Origin of the sequence: Spirillospora sp. NPDC052242, assembly GCF_040679555.1 — a bacterium.
GTDB lineage: Bacteria > Actinomycetota > Actinomycetes > Streptosporangiales > Streptosporangiaceae > Spirillospora.
In genome coordinates, this window is sequence record NZ_JBFAUZ010000021.1 from 96,527 (window position 1) to 112,805 (window position 16,279).

Annotated in this window: 16 protein-coding genes and 1 riboswitch; of the genes, 9 read left to right on the plus strand and 7 right to left on the minus strand. The window is 73.1% G+C overall.

The window, feature by feature from the left end:
• Window positions 1-116 precede the first annotated feature (116 nt).
• Window positions 117-602: a DUF6644 family protein gene (locus tag AB0L25_RS18915; protein WP_500173751.1), complete on the minus strand. Its 486-nt coding sequence runs from the start codon at window positions 600-602 to the stop codon at window positions 117-119.
• Complete coding sequence (locus tag AB0L25_RS18920; protein WP_500173753.1) at window positions 599-1,240, minus strand: hypothetical protein; 642 nt, start codon at window positions 1,238-1,240, stop codon at window positions 599-601. The genes AB0L25_RS18915 and AB0L25_RS18920 overlap by 4 nt, the downstream gene beginning before the upstream one ends.
• A gap of 77 nt (window positions 1,241-1,317) precedes the next feature.
• On the opposite strand from AB0L25_RS18920, the gene AB0L25_RS18925 reads away from it, so the two are divergent.
• Window positions 1,318-1,884 (plus strand): suppressor of fused domain protein, encoded by a 567-nt coding sequence (locus AB0L25_RS18925; protein WP_500173755.1) that lies wholly within the window; start codon window positions 1,318-1,320, stop codon window positions 1,882-1,884.
• A 147-nt stretch (window positions 1,885-2,031) separates the two neighbouring features.
• On the opposite strand, the gene AB0L25_RS18930 is transcribed toward AB0L25_RS18925, so the two are convergent.
• A complete protein-coding gene (locus tag AB0L25_RS18930; protein WP_500173757.1) occupies window positions 2,032-2,850 on the minus strand; it encodes a class I SAM-dependent methyltransferase in 819 nt (272 codons plus the stop codon).
• Between the two features lie 55 nt (window positions 2,851-2,905).
• Window positions 2,906-3,086, plus strand: a riboswitch (cobalamin riboswitch).
• A 37-nt stretch (window positions 3,087-3,123) separates the two neighbouring features.
• Between AB0L25_RS18930 and AB0L25_RS18935 the strand changes: the two genes are divergently transcribed.
• From AB0L25_RS18935 to AB0L25_RS18945, 3 genes are read left to right on the plus strand one after another with little or no spacing between them, the layout of a single operon-like run.
• Entirely contained in the window at window positions 3,124-4,137 is a 1,014-nt protein-coding gene (locus tag AB0L25_RS18935) for an ABC transporter substrate-binding protein (RefSeq protein ID WP_500173759.1), read from the plus strand.
• On the plus strand, window positions 4,134-5,192 hold the full coding sequence (locus AB0L25_RS18940; protein WP_500173762.1) for a FecCD family ABC transporter permease: 1,059 nt from the start codon (window positions 4,134-4,136) through the stop codon (window positions 5,190-5,192). The genes AB0L25_RS18935 and AB0L25_RS18940 overlap by 4 nt, the downstream gene beginning before the upstream one ends.
• On the plus strand, window positions 5,189-5,974 hold the full coding sequence (locus AB0L25_RS18945; RefSeq protein ID WP_500173764.1) for an ABC transporter ATP-binding protein: 786 nt from the start codon (window positions 5,189-5,191) through the stop codon (window positions 5,972-5,974). The genes AB0L25_RS18940 and AB0L25_RS18945 overlap by 4 nt, the downstream gene beginning before the upstream one ends.
• Window positions 5,975-5,986: 12 nt before the next feature.
• On the opposite strand, the gene AB0L25_RS18950 is transcribed toward AB0L25_RS18945, so the two are convergent.
• On the minus strand, window positions 5,987-7,009 hold the full coding sequence (locus AB0L25_RS18950; RefSeq protein ID WP_500173766.1) for a sulfotransferase family protein: 1,023 nt from the start codon (window positions 7,007-7,009) through the stop codon (window positions 5,987-5,989).
• Between the two features lie 287 nt (window positions 7,010-7,296).
• Between AB0L25_RS18950 and AB0L25_RS18955 the strand changes: the two genes are divergently transcribed.
• Together AB0L25_RS18955 and AB0L25_RS18960 are read left to right on the plus strand one after the other, a co-directional pair.
• Window positions 7,297-8,379 carry a glycerophosphodiester phosphodiesterase family protein gene (locus AB0L25_RS18955; RefSeq protein ID WP_500173767.1) on the plus strand — a complete coding sequence of 361 codons (1,083 nt, stop codon included), beginning with the start codon at window positions 7,297-7,299 and terminating at the stop codon, window positions 8,377-8,379.
• 210 nt (window positions 8,380-8,589) lie between these two features.
• On the plus strand, window positions 8,590-9,018 hold the full coding sequence (locus AB0L25_RS18960) for a Fur family transcriptional regulator (protein ID WP_500173769.1): 429 nt from the start codon (window positions 8,590-8,592) through the stop codon (window positions 9,016-9,018).
• Between the two features lie 40 nt (window positions 9,019-9,058).
• On the opposite strand, the gene katG is transcribed toward AB0L25_RS18960, so the two are convergent.
• The 3 genes from katG to AB0L25_RS18975 form a co-directional block, all read right to left on the minus strand.
• Window positions 9,059-11,287, minus strand: coding sequence for a catalase/peroxidase HPI (katG, locus tag AB0L25_RS18965; protein ID WP_500173771.1), 2,229 nt, complete (start codon window positions 11,285-11,287; stop codon window positions 9,059-9,061).
• Between the two features lie 33 nt (window positions 11,288-11,320).
• Window positions 11,321-11,725 carry a Fur family transcriptional regulator gene (locus tag AB0L25_RS18970; RefSeq protein WP_500173832.1) on the minus strand — a complete coding sequence of 135 codons (405 nt, stop codon included), beginning with the start codon at window positions 11,723-11,725 and terminating at the stop codon, window positions 11,321-11,323.
• Window positions 11,726-11,900: 175 nt separating this feature from the next.
• Window positions 11,901-12,467, minus strand: coding sequence for a TetR/AcrR family transcriptional regulator (locus AB0L25_RS18975; RefSeq protein ID WP_500173773.1), 567 nt, complete (start codon window positions 12,465-12,467; stop codon window positions 11,901-11,903).
• Window positions 12,468-12,553: 86 nt separating this feature from the next.
• Here AB0L25_RS18975 and AB0L25_RS18980 point away from each other — a divergent pair, with 86 nt between their 5' ends.
• The 3 genes from AB0L25_RS18980 (at window position 12,554) to AB0L25_RS18990 (ending at window position 16,057) form a co-directional block, all read left to right on the plus strand.
• On the plus strand, window positions 12,554-13,261 hold the full coding sequence (locus AB0L25_RS18980) for an SDR family oxidoreductase (RefSeq protein WP_500173775.1): 708 nt from the start codon (window positions 12,554-12,556) through the stop codon (window positions 13,259-13,261).
• 80 nt (window positions 13,262-13,341) lie between these two features.
• Window positions 13,342-14,595 carry an APC family permease gene (locus AB0L25_RS18985; RefSeq protein WP_500173777.1) on the plus strand — a complete coding sequence of 418 codons (1,254 nt, stop codon included), beginning with the start codon at window positions 13,342-13,344 and terminating at the stop codon, window positions 14,593-14,595.
• Window positions 14,596-14,665: 70 nt separating this feature from the next.
• Window positions 14,666-16,057, plus strand: coding sequence for an alanine/glycine:cation symporter family protein (locus AB0L25_RS18990; RefSeq protein WP_500173778.1), 1,392 nt, complete (start codon window positions 14,666-14,668; stop codon window positions 16,055-16,057).
• Window positions 16,058-16,279 lie beyond the last annotated feature (222 nt).

The window sequence follows — 16,279 nt, forward strand, 5'->3', positions numbered from 1 at the left end:
TGATCCCCCGGGGAGCCGAGACCGTCGCGTCCAGTGCCGATCATCGAAACGAGTAGACGCTCCGGCGGCACCGCTTGTTCGGACGGTAGCCGGACGGGCACCGGGGGTCCACGGGGTCAGGTGTAGGCGATGAGGCGGCCGCAGGCGATGACGAGGGGCCAGGCGGTGAGGGAGACGAGGGCGGCGGCGCGGGCGGACGGCGGGGGGCGGACGCCCGTGTCCCAGTCGCGGACGGTGCGGAACACGCCGGTGTGGAACAGCAGGATGTTCAGGCCCGCGGCGCCGATGAGCAGGATCTTCACCTGGAACGCGGTGTTGTGCGCGACCTGCGTGGCGTTCGCGGAGAACAGCAGGAGGCCGCTGGCGGCGGTCAGGGCGAAGGCCGCGCGGGCGGGCGGGAGGGTGTGCCGGGCGAGGGTCGCGACCGGCAGGCGGCGGGACGCGCCGAGCAGCCGCAGGTCGAGGAGCGCGATGGCGCCGAACATCGTGGCGAGGCCGATGAGGTGGGCGGACGCGGTCAGCGCGTACGTCCAGCGGCCGTCCCGGACGGCGGCGGCCGGGGCGGTGGCCTCGAGCCAGGCGAGGACGCCGTCCAGGGTCACCGGCCGGCCCGGCGGTTGCGGAGCCGGATGAGGCCCGCGACGACGCCCGCCGCCACGAGCGCGCTCCCGCCCAGCAGGAAGACCGGCGGGTCGTCCGCGCCGGTCGCCGCGGGGGCGCCCGCCGGGGCGGGGGCGCCGCGGGCGGCGGGACCGGACGAGCGGGGGCGGGCGGCGTCGAGGCAGCGGTCCACGATGCGGGTGATGCTGCCCCGGTACCGGTGGGTCCCCGTCCCGGTGTAGATCATCTGGACGCGCAGTTCGCCCGAGTACTCGTCGCCCTCGGCGTCGCAGCGGCGGTAGACGATCGCCGCGACCTCGTCCCCGACGTTCGGGCGGCCGGACATGTCGTTCAGCGTGCCGGTGATGTCGGGCGGGAGGAGCAGGTCGCGGACCTGCCCCGCGCCCTCCGGAGCGGGCGGCCCGCCCCAGGCGTCGTGCCCGCGCAGCCGGTCGGCGCCGGGCAGCCGGGACGGGACGGTCAGGTTCGCCGGGACCTCGATCCGCAGCTGGGCGTGCGGGAACCCGTACCGCGCCTGGATCACCCGGCCGCGCAGGTAGAGCGGACGGCTCGCGTCGTAGCTGCCCCCGCCCCCGTGGTGCGCGAGCATGCCGTGCGACATGAGGAAACCGACGATCATGCGTGCCCTCCCGTGTGCGTCCCCATTTTCTACTGAAGCGCGCATAAAGGAACGCGAAAGGCCCCTAGGGTTCGGGGATGACGTCCCCTTACGAAGGTCTGTTCGAGCACGCCGAGCGCCACCTCGGCCCGGTGACGCACGCCGAGCCGCCGGACGTCCTCGGGTACAACCGCGGGTTCGCGATCGGCTACCACCGGCACCCCGAGCTGGAGATGGTGTCGGCCGCGAGCACCGGGCTCCGGTTCCAGGACCTGGAGTTCGAGTTCCCGGAGGAGATCGTGTGTTCGGCGCGTCCGGGGCAGGAGGGGGAGGCGGGCTACCTGGTGCACGTCGCCGCCTCGAACGCGGTGAAGAACGGGCGGGGGCACGGCTACGGGGGCGGGTACCGGAACGCGGAGCCGCTCATCCCGGACACCCGGATCTCCGCCTTCGCCTACTTCCTGCACCCGCTCCTGCCGCAGGAGTTCTGCTACTTCCGCGACGCCGCCGGGGAGGCCGTGCTCCGGTTCGTGACGGTCGTGCCGATGACCGACGCCGAGTTCCTGTTCGTCCGCGACGGGGAGGACGGCTTCCACGGCCTGATGGAGGTGTGGCGGCTCAACGGCACCGACATCCTCGACCTCCACCGGAAGTCGGCCGTCTAGGCGTCACGGGTAGACGACGCGGTACCAGTGCGCGGACTCGTCCTTGAGCGGTTCCAGCCGGACGCGCGTGCCGCCGGGGCCGGTGGTTCTTCCTTCGTCATCGTCGAGAGGGTCGACCGGGCGGGGAGCCGGAAATCATCGGTCCGGTTACCGCAGGGCCGCCACGAGGGCGTCGCAGTGCGAGCACCACACCTGCCGCGCCTCGGCGAACCCCTGCTCGCGCAGGGCGTCGAGGTGCCACCGGGTGGTGGTGGGACGGTCGGCCTGGGGGCGGGCGGGGCCGCGCGGGTCGCCGAGGGCGGCGAACCGACGGCGGGCCGGTTCGGCGAGGACGGGGTCGTCGGCGACGGCCGTCCACCAGGCGCGCCAGTCGAGCGCCCCGTCCGCCCGCGCGCGCTCCTGCCGGGCGGCGTGCAGGGCCGCGGCGGCCGCGTTGAGGCGCGGGGCCGACTCGTCGGTCATGTGGTCGGCGTTGAGGAAGACGCCGCCGTCCCGCAGCACGTCCCTGACCTGCCCGTACAGGACGCGCAGCGGTTCGCTGTCGAGCCAGTGCAGGGCGGTGGCGGTGAGGACGGCGTCGTAGCCGCGGCGGGGCAGCGCGTCCGTCCAGCGGGGGTCGGTCAGGTCGGCGGTGACGAGCTCGACCCGGTCGTCGCCGGCGAAGTGGCCGCGGGCGATGGTGAGCAGGGCCGGGTCGATGTCGACGCCGGTGGCGCGGGCGCCGGGGAGGCGCTTCAGCAGCCGGTCGGTGATGCTGCCGGTGCCGCAGGCGAGGTCGAGGACGACCGGTTCGGGCCCGGCGAGCGCCTCGACCATGTCGAGCATCACCCGGAAGCGTTCCTCCCGGTCCGGCATGTACCACTCCTGCTGCCGGTCCCAGCTGTCCTGCCAGTCCTGCCAGACGGCGGTCTCCGTCATGTCGGGCTCCTCCTCGTCGATGGACGCGCCGCCGCCCACCTGATGCATCTAAGCCGCAAATGCGAGTTGTTTGCAATATGTCCACGAAGGCGAGGCTTGCCTGCTGTGTCACAATGGCCCGCGTAGGCGACGGCGGAACGAGGAAGCCGGTGCGAATCCGGCGCGGTCCCGCCACTGTGATCGGCGAGCGGACCCCGAACACGCCACCGCCCCTCCCGGGGCGGGAAGGCCGGGGCGAGCGACGACCCGAGAGCCAGGAGACTCACGCGGTCGCCTCCTCATGGGAACTGGGGCGGATCTCCCCAGAGAGGAGAGGCTGACATGGCCGTTGGAATCCCGGTGGTCCGGGATCGTGGCGGACGGGCGCCGGTGCCCGCGTTCGTGCTCGCGCTCGTGCTCCTGGTGTCGGGCTGCGGCGCGTCCGGGCGCGCCGCGGACGGACGGGACGGCGCCGCGCCGCCCGGCTTCCCGGTGACGATCGAGAACTGCGGCGTCACGACCTCCTACGAGCGGCCCCCGCGCCGCGCGGTGTCGCTGAACCAGCACGCGACCGAGGTGATGCTCGCGCTCGGCCTCGAGAAGTCGATGGTCGGGACCGCGTTCCCGGACGACGCCGTCCTGCCGGAGTTCGAGCGGGCGTACGGCGGGATCGAGGTGCTGGCCGACGAGTACCCGTCGTTCGAGGTGCTGCTGGCCGCCGAACCCGACTTCGTGTACGGCGGGTGGGCCAGCGCGTTCGCGGAGAAGGACGGCCGGAGCCGCGCGGCCCTCCGCGAGGCCGGCATCGACACGCACCTCAACATCGAGGAGTGCCCCGGCGGCCCGGTGACGATGGCGACGGTCGAGGAGGAGATCCGCACCGTCGCGAAGATCTTCGGGGTGTCGGCGCGGGCCGAGGAGCGGATCGCGGCCATGCGCGCCGTCCTCGGGCGGACCGCCGCCGCGCTGGCGGGCGCCGGCCCGCTGAAGGTCGCCGTGTACGACAGCGGCGACAAGACCGTGTTCACCTCGGGCGGCGCCGGGATCGGCAACGAGATCATCCGGCTCGCGGGCGGCGCCAACCTGTTCGCCGACCTGGACGACGCGTACGGCGACGTCTCGTTCGAGCAGTTCGCCGAGCGCGCCCCCGAGGTGATCCTCATCTACGACTACGGCGATCAGCCGGTCGAGGACAAGAAGAAGTTCCTCCTGGATAACCCCGCGTTGCAGGACGTGCCCGCCATCAGGAACGAGCGGTTCGCGGTGCTGCCGCTGTCGTCGACGGTCACGGGCGTGCGGGCGGCGGGCGCGGTGGAGGCGCTCGCCCGCCAGCTCCATCCGGACCGCTTCGCGTGACCGGAGCCGCCGGACGGGCCGCGCTCCCCCGCGTGCGCGCGCCGTACCCGCTCGTCCTCGGGCTGCTCGGCGCGCTGCTGCTCGGGACCGCGACGGCCGGGATCGCCGTCGGGTCCGTCGGCATCCCGCCCGACCAGGTGTGGGGCGTCCTGCTGCACCGGCTGCACCCCGCGCTGGCCGCCGTGGACTGGACGCCCGCCCGCGAGACGATCGTGCTGGACGTCCGGCTCCCGCGGGTCCTGCTGTGCGGGGTCGTCGGCGCGGGCCTGTCGGTGTGCGGCATGGCGCTGCAGGCGATCGTCCGGAACCCGCTCGCCGACCCGATGCTGCTCGGGGTGTCGTCCGGCGCGTCGGTCGGGGCGGTGCTGGTCGTGGTGTTCCACGTGTCCTGGTTCGGGATGTTCTCGCTGCCGCTGGCGGCGTTCGGCGGCGCCCTCCTCGCCCTCGTCCTGGTGTACGCGCTCGCCCGCTCGGGCGGCCGGATGACGACCGTGCGGCTCGTCCTCGCGGGCGTCGCGACGGCCGAGGTGCTGTCGGCGGTCGCGAGCTACCTCGTCATCACCTCGGACGACCCGCACGGCGCGGAGTCGGCGCTGCGCTGGATGCTCGGCGGCCTGGGCGGCACCACCTGGACGGTGCTGTGGATCCCGGCGGCCGCGGTGCTGGCCGGCACCGCGGTCCTGCTCGGGCTGTCCCGCCCGCTGAACCTGCTGCTGGCCGGGGAGGAGGCCGCGACGGCGCTCGGCATGGACGTGCACCGCTTCCGCGCCGCGCTGTTCGTGCTGGTCGCGCTGATGATCGGGACGATCGTCGCGGTCAGCGGCGCGATCGGGTTCGTCGGGCTGATCATGCCGCACGCCGTCCGGCTGCTGGTCGGCGCCGACCACCGCCGCGCGCTCCCGGTCGTCGCGCTGCTCGGCGCGTCCTTCCTGATCGCCGCCGACCTGGCCGCGCGGACCCTGGTCAGCCCGGAGGAGATCCCCGTCGGCATCCTCACCGCCCTGGTGGGCGGCCCGGTGTTCCTGTACCTGATGCGGCGGAAGGCGGCCCGATGACCGCGGGGATCGAGCCCGGGACGCTCGAGGCGGAGGCGGTGTCGGTGGTGCTCGGCGGCCGGACGCTCGTCGACCGCGTGTCGCTGGTCGCGGCGCCGTCCCAGGTCATCGGCCTCGTCGGGCCGAACGGGGCGGGCAAGTCGACGCTGCTGCGCACGTTCTACCGGGCGCTGCGCCCGGCGTCCGGGCGCGTCCTGCTGGACGGCGACGATGTGCGGCGGATGCCCGGCCGGCACCTCGCGCGGCGGCTCGCCGCCGTCCTGCAGGAGGCCCCGGGGGACTTCGAGCTGACCGCGTACGACGTCGTCGCGATGGGCCGCACCCCGCACAAGCGCGCGTTCCAGGGCGACGACGACGCCGACCGGAAGATCATCTTCGGCGCGCTGGCCGAGCTGGAGGCCGCGGACCTGGCGGACGCGCCGTTCGACCGGCTGTCGGGCGGCGAGAAGCAGCGCGTCCTCATCGCCCGCGCGCTCGCCCAGCGCACCGGCACGCTGGTACTGGACGAGCCGACCAACCACCTCGACCTGCGCCACCAGATCGACGCGCTCCGGCTCGTCCGCCGCCTCGGCGTCACGGCCGTCATCGCGCTGCACGACCTGAACCTCGCCGCGGCGTACTGCGACCGCGTGCACGTGCTGGACGGCGGGCGGACGGTCGCCGCCGGGACGCCCGCCGAGGTGCTCACCGCGGACCTGCTCGCCGACGTGTACCGCGTCGACGCCGAGGTCACCGCGCATCCCCGCACGGGCGCCCCGCAGATCACCGTCCTGCCGGAGTGAGCCGGACGTCGCTCACCCCGCGGCGGGCTCCGCGCCCTTCGCGGGGACGCCGCCGCGGTCCGCCGGCGGCCGGTTCGGCTTGACGGCCCGGTGGACCAGTTCGGCGACGTTGTAGCCGACGAGGCTCGCGATGTCGGCCAGCCCGGGGGTGCTCAGGATCGCGTTGGCCTCGCCCGTGGTGAGGCTGCGGTGCCAGCGGGTGTCCGCCTTGGGCTTCTCGTTGTTCCAGTAGGGGCGCGCCTTCTCCACGAACAGCTCCGCCTCGGCGCGGGCGGGCCCGTCGAGCCGTCCGATGTGCGCCTCGAGCTGCTCCTTGCCGACGTAGGGCACGAAGGAGCTCCAGTTGCCCCCGGCGTCGTGGATGCGGCTGTTGTCCGCCTTGTCGCGGAGCGGGAGGTGCAGGAAGGCGGCCAGCCGGTCGAGGTGCCGCTCCGGGCGCGCCATGTAGCCCTCGTAGCGCACCACCATGTGCGGGAGCCCGTGCGTGTTCACCGTCCGGAGCGCGTCGACGTAGGTGTTCCGCCAGATGCCCGCGCCCTGCCACAGCGGCTCGCCCGTCCGGTTGCGGTGGCTGATCGCGAAGGCGATCGGGTTCCGCGCGGTCAGGATGACGCTGATCGGGGTCCGGTTCGCCGGGTCGGCCTGCTTCTGCTCGACGGCCCGGCGGAGCCAGGCGACGTACTTGCTCCCGTCGAGGATCGCCGCGGCGCCCAGCGACCGCGCGAACTCCCCGTGCATGCCGAGGATGTCGTCGTACGTCACGCGCTCGCGGAGCGCGTCGGTGAAGTGGCGGCACTCCCGGCCGAGCAGGGAGCACGGGCCGCAGATCATCCCGGCGTCCTTGTGGCTGAACCCGGGGAGCTGGGTGAAGTTGTTCAGCTCGCCCACGTAGTGGGCCTTCTTGATCCGGGTCGTCATGTCGCGGCCGATCAGCGTCGACCCCGAGAACAGGGTGCCGAGGACGAAGACCGACGTCGGAGGCCGATCCGGCGCCTTGGGCAGCCGGGATCGAAGGTTCAGGAGCCTTCCGGGCACTGCCGGAGCCTCTTCGGTCTCAGAGTTCATGTTCACGCCCACGGTGATGACGAGTGGAATCCTGCACCCTCTTACCCCGGTCGGCCCTGGTGGGCGGCTCCGTGGCACAAGTAGGACACCCCGCACATTGTGCCGGTAGCCGCTTAGGGCCGCGCGCGCCGAGGGCCGTGGTCGGGTGTTCAGGCGGTGATCATGTGCGCGTCATCCGGTGCACGGGCGGGCGCAGCGGCCGGCGTCGAGGGTGGTGGCCGCCCCGGCGCGGCGCCGTGGCGGAAGGAAGAGCGCTCATGAGGATGTGGCGGAGGGCGGCGGCGGTGTGCGCGGCGGCCGTGCTGGCGGGCGGGCTCGCGGTGCCCGCGGAGGCCGGGGAGCGGCGCGGGACGCGGTTCGACCTGCAGGCGCACCGGGGCGGGCTCGGGCTGGTGGCGGAGAGCACGACGGCGGCGTTCGCGAACGCGCTGGAGCTCGGCGTGAGCACGCTGGAGCTGGACGTGCAGATCACCGCGGACCGGCGCGCGGTCGTCACCCACGACCGGCAGGTCAGCGCGCGCAAGTGCCGGGACACCGGGCCCGCGTTCCCCGGCGACCCCGAGTACCCGTACGTCGGGAAGTACGTCAAGGACCTGACGCTGCGGCAGGTGCGGACCCTCGACTGCGGGTCGCTGACGCTGCCGGAGCACCCGGGCCAGCGGCCCGTGCCGGGGGCGCGGATGCCGCTGCTCGGCGAGGTGTTCGACCTCGTGCACCGGTACCGGGCGTACGGCGTGAAGCTCAACATCGAGACGAAGGTCGAGGCGGGGGCGCCGCACGAGACGGCGCCGCGCGAGCAGTTCGTCCGGATCACCGCGCACGAGGTGCGCAAGGCGCGGATGCTGCGGCAGGTGACGATCCAGAGCTTCGACTGGGGCGCGCTGATGCGGATGCGCGAGGTGGAGCCGCGGCTGGAGCTGGTGGCGCTCACCAACTACGACTTCCTGCAGACCGGTCAGCCCGGGCGGTCGCCGTGGCTGGGCGGCATCGACATCGACGACTTCGGCGGCGACCCGCTGAAGGCCGTCCGGTCGTTCGGGGCGTCCGCGTTCTCGCCGGTGCACGGATTCCCGCAGAACGGGAAGGTCACCGACCCCGGCTACCGGCCCTACGTCACCGGGGACATGGTGCGGCGGGCGCACCGGCTCGGGCTGAAGGTGGTGCCCTGGACGGTCAACGACACGGCCACGATGAACAAGCTGATCGATGACGGCGTGGACGGCATCATCACCGACCGGCCCGACCTGCTCCGCGCGGTGATGGACGAGCGCGGGTTCCGGCTGCCGAAGCGGTACGAGGCGCGCAAGCCGCACCCCCGGGAGGACGTCCGCGCCGGGTGACTCCGGACACGTCCGGGACGCGGAAGCCGGATCGCCCCTCGGGGGGCGGTCCGGCTCTTTTCGTGCGCCGACGCGGGGCGCGGCGGGCCGCCGCGGGGCCGGGAGGGGTGCCCGGGCGGTCGATGCGGGCGGGTAGTTTACTGCTGGCCGCGCCCGGCCGCATCATTCGTTGTCTTGAATCGTTCGCATTTGTGAAGTTAGGTTGGCGCCATGACCGCATCCCAGACCCCGAACGCCGCCCAGGAGCTGCGCGGTGCCGGCCTGCGGGTGACGGCCGCCCGCGTCGCGCTGCTCGAGACCGTCCGGGCCGGCGACCACCTCGGCGTCGAGGCGATCGCGTCGGGGGTCCGCGACCGCGTGGGCCACATCAGCCTGCAGGCGGTGTACGAGGCGCTGCACGCGCTCACCGCGGCGGGCCTCGTGCGGCGCATCGAACCCGCCGGGAGCCCGGCCCGGTTCGAGGGGCGCGTCGGCGACAACCACCATCACCTGGTGTGCCGCAAGTGCGGCGCCGTCAAGGACGTCGACTGCGCGGTGGGGCACCCGCCGTGCCTCGACCCGGTCGACGACTCCGGGTACCTGGTCGACGAGGCGGATGTGACGTTCTGGGGCCTGTGCCCCCGCTGCCGGGCCGCCTGACGGCCGGGCCGGCCCGTGCGGGCCGGCCCGGAACGGTCGGTCAGGCGAGCGCGGCGAGGTCGTACCGGTCGAGGTTCATGACCTTGTCCCACGCGGCGACGAAGTCGGTGACGAACTTCTCCTTCGCGTCGTCGCCGGCGTAGACCTCCGCGACCGCGCGGAGCTCGGAGTTCGCGCCGAACACGAGGTCGGCGCGGCTGCCCGTCCAGCGGACGTTCCCGGACGCGTCGCGGCCCTCGAAGGTCTCGGAGTTCTCGTCCACCGGCTTCCACACCGTGCCCATGTCGAGCAGGTTCACGAAGAAGTCGTTCGTCAGCTTCCCGGGGGTGTCGGTGAGGACGCCCAGGGACGTCTGCCCGTGGTTCACGCCGAGGACGCGCAGGCCGCCGACGAGGACGGTCATCTCGGGCGCGCTCAGCGTGAGCAGGTTCGCCCGGTCGACCAGCAGGAACTCGCCCGGAAGCTGGTTCCCCTTCTTCAGGAAGTTGCGGAACCCGTCGTGCGTGGGCTCCATCACCTCGAACGACTCCACGTCGGTCTGCTCCTGCGACGCGTCCGTGCGGCCCGGGGTGAACGGCACCTCGATGTCGTGGCCGGCGTCCTTCGCGGCCTTCTCGACGGCCGCGCACCCGCCGAGCACGATCAGGTCGGCGAGCGAGATCCGCTTGCCGCCCGTCTGCTCGGCGTTGAACGCCTCCTGCACCTGCTCCAGGGTGCGCAGGACGGTCGCGAGCTGGTCGGGGTCGTTGACCTCCCAGTTCCGCTGCGGCTCCAGCCGGATGCGGGCGCCGTTGGCGCCGCCCCGCTTGTCGGTGCCGCGGAACGACGCGGCCGCCGCCCACGCGGTGGCGGCCAGCTGGGACACCGACAGGCCCGAGTCGAGCAGCCGCGCCTTGAGGGCGGCGACGTCCTCGGGGCCGACGAGCTCGTGGTCCACCGCCGGGACCGGGTCCTGCCAGACGAGCTCCTCGGTCGGCACCTCGGGGCCGAGGTAGCGGACGACCGGGCCCATGTCGCGGTGCGTCAGCTTGAACCAGGCGCGGGCGAAGGCGTCCGCGAACTCGTCCGGGTTGTCCTTGAAGCGCCGCGAGATCGGCTCGTAGATCGGGTCGAAGCGCAGCGACAGGTCGGTCGTCAGCATCATCGGCTGGCGGTTCAGCGTGCCGTCCTCGGGGTCGGGCACCGTGTTGGCGCCCGCACCGTCCTTCGGCCGCCACTGGTGCGCGCCCGCCGGGCTCTTCGTCAGCTCCCACTCGTAGCCGAACAGGACGTCCCAGAAGCTGTTGTCCCACTTGGTGGGGGTGGGCGTCCAGGTGACCTCGAGGCCGCTGGTGTGGGAGTCGCGGCCCTTGCCGGTGCCGTGCGTGCTCTTCCAGCCGAGGCCCATGTCCTCCAGCGGGGCGCCCTCGGGCTCGGGGCCGATGTGCTCGTCGCCGGGGGCCGCGCCGTGCGTCTTGCCGAAGGTGTGGCCGCCCGCGATCAGCGCGACGGTCTCCTCGTCGTTCATCCCCATGCGGCCGAAGGTCTCGCGGATGTCGCGGGCCGCGGCCACCGGGTCCGGGTTGCCGTTCGGGCCCTCCGGGTTGACGTAGATGAGGCCCATCTGCACCGCGGCGAGGGGCTTCTCCAGGTCGCGGTCGCCGCTGTAGCGCTCGTCGTCCAGCCAGGCGGTCTCCGGACCCCAGAAGACGTCCTCCTCGGCCTCCCAGGCGTCCTCGCGGCCACCTCCGAAGCCGTACGTCTCCAGGCCCATCGACTCCAGGGCGACGTTGCCGGCCAGGATCATCAGGTCGGCCCAGGAGATCTTGCGGCCGTACTTCTGCTTGACCGGCCACAGGATGCGGCGGGCCTTGTCCAGGCTCGCGTTGTCCGGCCAGCTGTTCAGCGGCGCGAACCGCTGCTGGCCCGCGCCGGCGCCGCCCCGGCCGTCGCTGACGCGGTAGGTGCCCGCGCTGTGCCACGCCATCCGGATGATCAGCGGGCCGTAGTGCCCGAAGTCGGCCGGCCACCAGTCCTGCGAGTCCGTGAGGACGCGCGCGATGTCCTCCTTCACGGCGGGCAGGTCGAGGCTGTTGAACGCCTCGGCGTAGTTGAAGTCCTCGCCCAGCGGGTTCGCCACGGCGGGGTTCTTGGCGAGCAGCTTCAGGTTGAGCCGGTCCGGCCACCAGCCGCGGTTGCCGCCGCCCTGCGTCGGGTGCGGGGCGCGGGTGTGCGCGACGGGGCAGCCGCCTTCGCTCGTCGTGCCGGTGTCGTGAACGTTGTCGGCCATGTGATTCCTTCCGGTGCTGAGCGTGGGTGGCAATCAGGAACTCTGGGCGGTGGAGCAGTCGGGACACAGCCCCCAGTAGACGACCTCGGCCTCGTCGACCGCGTAGCCGCGATCGTCCGAGGCGGTCAGGCAGGGCGCCTCGCCGACGGCGCAGTCGACGTCGGCGATCGCGCCGCAGGCCCGGCACACGAGGTGGTGGTGGTTGTCCCCGACCCGCAACTCGTAGCGCGCCACGGACCCGGACGGCTGGATGCGCCGGACGAGCCCCGCGGCGGTCAGCGTGTGCAACGAGTCGTACACGGCCTGGTGGGAGACCTTGGGAAGGCGGCTGCGCACGGCGCCGATGATCGTGTCCGTGTCCGCGTGGGGGTGCGCCCGCACCGCGCTCAGCACGGCCGTCCGGGGACGGGTCACGCGCAGAGCGGCCCCGCGCAGCATCCGCTGGAAGTCCAAGGCCGTCGCCACGTCGGAAAGACTGTCCCAGTTTCTTGAACGAGTCAAGAGTAGGAATCGATAAGGGGGAAAACCTTGATCTCATGCCGCGCGACGTGCGCGGACGCGCCCGGACGCGCGCCCGTCCGGCGGCCGTCCGGTGGTCGTCCGGTGGTCGCGGTCAGCCGTCGCGGAGGCCGAACAGAACGGTGAGGACGTCCTCGATGATCTCGGAGTGGTCGTCCTGCCCGCGGTCGAGGAGCCACTGCTGCTGCATGCCGTCCAGGAGCGCCAGCAGCGCCGTCGCGGCCGCGCGCGGGGTGAGGCCGCTCGGCAGCCGCTCGCCCCACCGCTCGGTGAAACTCCGCACCATCCGCTCGCGCACCGTCGCGTAGTGGTCGCGGAAGTACTCCTGTGCCGGATGGCCTTCGGTGACGCTCTCGGCCATGAGGACGCTGTAGACCCGCGCCAGCCCGGGGTGCGCGTGGTCGTGCGCGACGACCTCGGCCATCTGGGCGGGCCAGTCCGCGTCGGCGTGCTCGGCGAGCAGGTGCTCGCGGTTGAGCTCCTCGCGGCGGCGCAGGATCTCGACCAGCAGCTTCTTCTTGCTCGGGAAGTAGTGCAGGACGCCCTGCCGGGTCAGGCCGACCTCCGCCGCGATCGCGTCGAGGGACGTCCCGCGGTAGCCGCGCGCGGCGAACATCCCGAGCGCGACGTCCACGATCTCCTCGCGCCTGCTCCTCGTCATGCGATCTCCACGGACCGACCGTACCGGCCCATCTCCGCAAATCGCCCCCTATCCCTACCTACAGGTAAGTAGGTACGCTGCGCGGCATGAGCGAAACCGCGATCATCACCGGGGCGGCGGGCGGCATCGGGGCGGCGACGGCCGGGCGGCTGGCGTCGTCCGGCGTCCGGTGCGTGCTCGTCGACCGCGACCCGAAGGTGTCGGACGTCGCCGCGTCCATCGGCGGCACCGCCGTGGTGGGCGACCTGACCGACCCCGACCTGTCGGCCCGGGCCGCCGCGGAGGCGGGCGACGGGCTGGCGCTGGTCGTCCTCAACGCCGGGACGAACTCGCCCGACAAGGACCCGGCCGCGCTCGACCTCGACCGGTACCAGGCCGTCGTCGGCGTGAACCAGCACTCGGTCACCTACGGGCTGCGGGCGGCGCTGCCGGTGCTGCGGCGGCGCGGCGGCGGCTCGATCGTCGTCACCGCGTCGCTCGCCGCGCTGCACGGCGTCGAGCAGGACCCGATCTACACGATGACCAAGCACGCGGTCATCGGCCTGGTGCGCGCCCTGTCCGGCCCGCTGGCGCGCGAGGGGATCCGGCTCTCCGCCGTCTGCCCCGGCCTCGTCGACACCCCGCTCACCGCGGGCGCGCGCGACCGCTTCCGGGCCGCGGGCGTCCCGATGCTCACCGCCGACGAGGTCGCCGCCGCGATCGTGGACGTCCTCCGCGACGGCGAGCCCGGCACCGAACTCGTCGTCCGTCCGGGCCGGGCACCCGCGCGTTACTCCCCGGCCCCCATCCCCTAACGTCCGCGCCACGTCGTATCGACGCGGGCTGATATGTTGCGGCGTCCGTGGGGCAGGTCCGCCGTGGGAAGGCCCGTGACGTGAGCGAAGCACCGGACGAGCTGCGGCGCCGGCTCGGGACGTTCGACGCGGTCGTCGTCGGGCTCGGCGCGATGATCGGCGCCGGGATCTTCGCGGCACTGGCCCCGGCCGCCCGCGCGGCGGGGTCCGGGCTGCTGCTCGGGCTCGCGCTGGCCGGTGCGGTCGCCTACTGCAACGCGACGTCGTCGGCGCGGCTGGCCGCACGGTACCCGGCGTCCGGCGGCACGTACGTCTACGGCCGCGAACGGCTCGGCGAATTCTGGGGCCACCTCGCCGGATGGGGCTTCGTGGTCGGCAAGACCGCGTCGTGCGCGGCGATGGCGCTGACCGTCGGCGGCTACGTCTGGCCGGAGCACGCGCACGCCGTGGCGGTCGCCGCCGTGGTCGCGCTGACGGCGGTGAACTACGCGGGGGTGCACAAGTCCGCGCTGCTCACCCGCGTGATCGTCGCGGCGGTCCTCGCCGTGCTGGCCGCCGTGGTCGCGGCCGTCCTCGCCTCCGGCGCGGCGGACGCCGGCCGGCTCGACCCCGGCGCCGGCGCCACCGCGGGCGGGGTGCTGCAGGCGGCCGGGCTGCTGTTCTTCGCGTTCGCCGGGTACGCGCGCATCGCCACCCTCGGCGAGGAGGTCCGCGACCCGGCCCGCACCATCCCGCGCGCGATCCCGATCGCGCTCGGGATCGTCCTCGCGGTGTACGCGGCGGTCGCGGCGGCGGCCCTCGCCGTGCTCGGCGGCGCCGGCCTCGCGCGGACGGCCGCGCCGCTGGCGGCGGCCGTCGACGCCGCCGGGGCCCCCGGGCTGGAACCGGTCGTCCGGGCGGGCGCCGCGATCGCGGCGCTGGGCGCACTGCTCGCGCTCGTCCTCGGCGTCTCGCGGACCGTGCTGGCGATGGCCCGCGACCGCCACCTGCCGCACGCGCTCGCCGCCGTCCACCCCCGGTTCGGCGTCCCGCACCGCGCCGAGCTCGCGGTCGGCGCCGTCGTCGCCGCGGTCGCCGCGACCGCCGACCTCCGCGACGTCATCGGGTTCTCGTCGTTCGGGGTGCTGGCGTACTACGCGATCGCGAACGCCGCGGCGTGGACGCTCGCACCGGACGAGGGCCGGCCGCCGCGCGCCGTCCCGCTGCTCGGTCTCGCGGGCTGCCTCGTGCTGGCGTTCGCCCTGCCGCTCGCGTCCGTCGCGGCCGGTGCGGCCGTCCTGGCCGCGGGCGCCGCCTGGTACGCGGTCCGGCGATTCGCGACGTCACACGCTTGATCTTCACAAAGCCGCAAATGAGGGCTACGTTCCGTCCAGTAACGTCAGTCTCACGGAGCGCGGTGGTTCGATGGAGTCCCTGGAGAACTTCCTGTCCGACGTGAGCAGCTTCGTCTGGGGCCCGTGGCTGCTCATCCCCCTTCTTCTGCTGACCGGCCTCTATCTCACGATCCTGCTGCGCGGCCTGCAGTTCCGTCACTTCAAGCTCGCTTTCTGGCTGGCGTTCGTCAAACGCAGCGACGGCGACGACAGCGAGGGCGACATCGCCCACTACCAGGCGCTGACCACGGCGCTGGCCGCCACGGTCGGCGTCGGCAACATCGCGGGCGTCGCGACCGCCATCGCGCTCGGCGGGCCGGGCGCGGTGTTCTGGATGTGGTGCACCGGCCTCGTCGGCATGGCGACCAAGTACAGCGAGGCGTTCCTCGGGGTGCGGTTCCGGCGCAAGGACGCCGCCGGGGAGCAGAGCGGCGGCCCCATGCACTACCTCCGCGAGGGGATCAAGGGCCGCCTCGGCTGGTTCCTCGGCGGGTTCTTCGCCATCGCGGGCGTCCTGGCCTCGTTCGGCATCGGCAACATGGTCCAGGCCAACACGGTCACCAGCAACGTCGAGTCCGAGTGGGGCGTGCACACCTGGGTCACCGGGCTGCTGCTCACCGGCCTGTCCGCCGTGGTGATCGTCGGCGGCATCAAGAGCATCGGCCGGATCACCGCCGCCTTCGTGCCGATCATGATCGTCTTCTACATCGTGGGCGCGCTCGGCGTCCTGGCGTTCAACCTCGGCGAGCTGCCGAGCGCGCTCGGCCTCATCTTCACCGACGCCTTCACGGGCACGGCCGCCACCGGCGGGTTCGTCGGCGCGGGCGTCGCCGCCGCCATCCAGTACGGCGTCGCGCGCGGCATCTTCTCCAACGAGTCCGGCCTCGGCACCGGCGGCATCGCCGCGGCGGCCGCCAAGACGACGCACCCGGTGCGGCAGGCGCTCGTGTCGATGACCCAGACCTTCATCGACACCCTCGTCGTCGTCAGCTTCACCGCGCTGACGATCATCGTGACGGACGCCTGGAAGATCGGCGGCGAGGACGAGGCGGCCACGTTCACCGCCTACGCGTTCGACGAGGGCCTGCCCGGCGACTGGGGCAGCGTCATCGTCACGCTCGGCGTGCTGTTCTTCGCCTCCTCCACCATCCTCGGCTGGTCGTACTACGGCGAGCGCTGCATGGAGTACCTGTTCGGCAGGAAGTCCGTGCTGCCCTACCGGCTGGTCTTCATCGCGATGGTCTACGTGGGCTCGGTCTCCACGATCACCGTGGTGTGGAATTTCTCCGACGTGATGAACGGCCTGATGGCGCTGCCGAACCTGGTGGGCCTGCTCATCCTGAGCCCGCTCGTCTGGCGGGAGACGCGCGCCTACTTCAAGGCGGGGCCGCAGGAGGAGCCGTCCGAGGCGCTCAAGACCTGACGAGCCGCGCTCCGGCACCCGTTCGGCCCCGGGACGACCGTCCCGGGGCCGCCGTCGTCCCGGGTTCGGACCGGTACCTGAAACATGTTCTCGCGAAATGTCTCACCGCGCCATTCGCCGCAATGCCGGCGATCAGCGGAGAACGCGTGGGCGCCACACTGGTCATTTTCACAATGCACGCCACTTCTTTCACTACAGCACCATGTAACGACACTTACACAG

Coding starts and splice junctions, on each gene's coding strand:
- AB0L25_RS18920 (WP_500173753.1), bottom strand. CDS start 1,240: ATGATCGTCGGTTTCCTCATGTCGCACGGCATGCTCGCGCACCACGGG.
- AB0L25_RS18925 (WP_500173755.1), top strand. CDS start 1,318: ATGACGTCCCCTTACGAAGGTCTGTTCGAGCACGCCGAGCGCCACCTC.
- AB0L25_RS18930 (WP_500173757.1), bottom strand. CDS start 2,850: ATGCATCAGGTGGGCGGCGGCGCGTCCATCGACGAGGAGGAGCCCGAC.
- AB0L25_RS18935 (WP_500173759.1), top strand. CDS start 3,124: ATGGCCGTTGGAATCCCGGTGGTCCGGGATCGTGGCGGACGGGCGCCG.
- AB0L25_RS18945 (WP_500173764.1), top strand. CDS start 5,189: ATGACCGCGGGGATCGAGCCCGGGACGCTCGAGGCGGAGGCGGTGTCG.
- AB0L25_RS18955 (WP_500173767.1), top strand. CDS start 7,297: ATGAGGATGTGGCGGAGGGCGGCGGCGGTGTGCGCGGCGGCCGTGCTG.
- AB0L25_RS18960 (WP_500173769.1), top strand. CDS start 8,590: ATGACCGCATCCCAGACCCCGAACGCCGCCCAGGAGCTGCGCGGTGCC.
- katG (WP_500173771.1), bottom strand. CDS start 11,287: ATGGCCGACAACGTTCACGACACCGGCACGACGAGCGAAGGCGGCTGC.
- AB0L25_RS18970 (WP_500173832.1), bottom strand. CDS start 11,725: ATGCTGCGCGGGGCCGCTCTGCGCGTGACCCGTCCCCGGACGGCCGTG.
- AB0L25_RS18975 (WP_500173773.1), bottom strand. CDS start 12,467: ATGACGAGGAGCAGGCGCGAGGAGATCGTGGACGTCGCGCTCGGGATG.
- AB0L25_RS18980 (WP_500173775.1), top strand. CDS start 12,554: ATGAGCGAAACCGCGATCATCACCGGGGCGGCGGGCGGCATCGGGGCG.
- AB0L25_RS18990 (WP_500173778.1), top strand. CDS start 14,666: ATGGAGTCCCTGGAGAACTTCCTGTCCGACGTGAGCAGCTTCGTCTGG.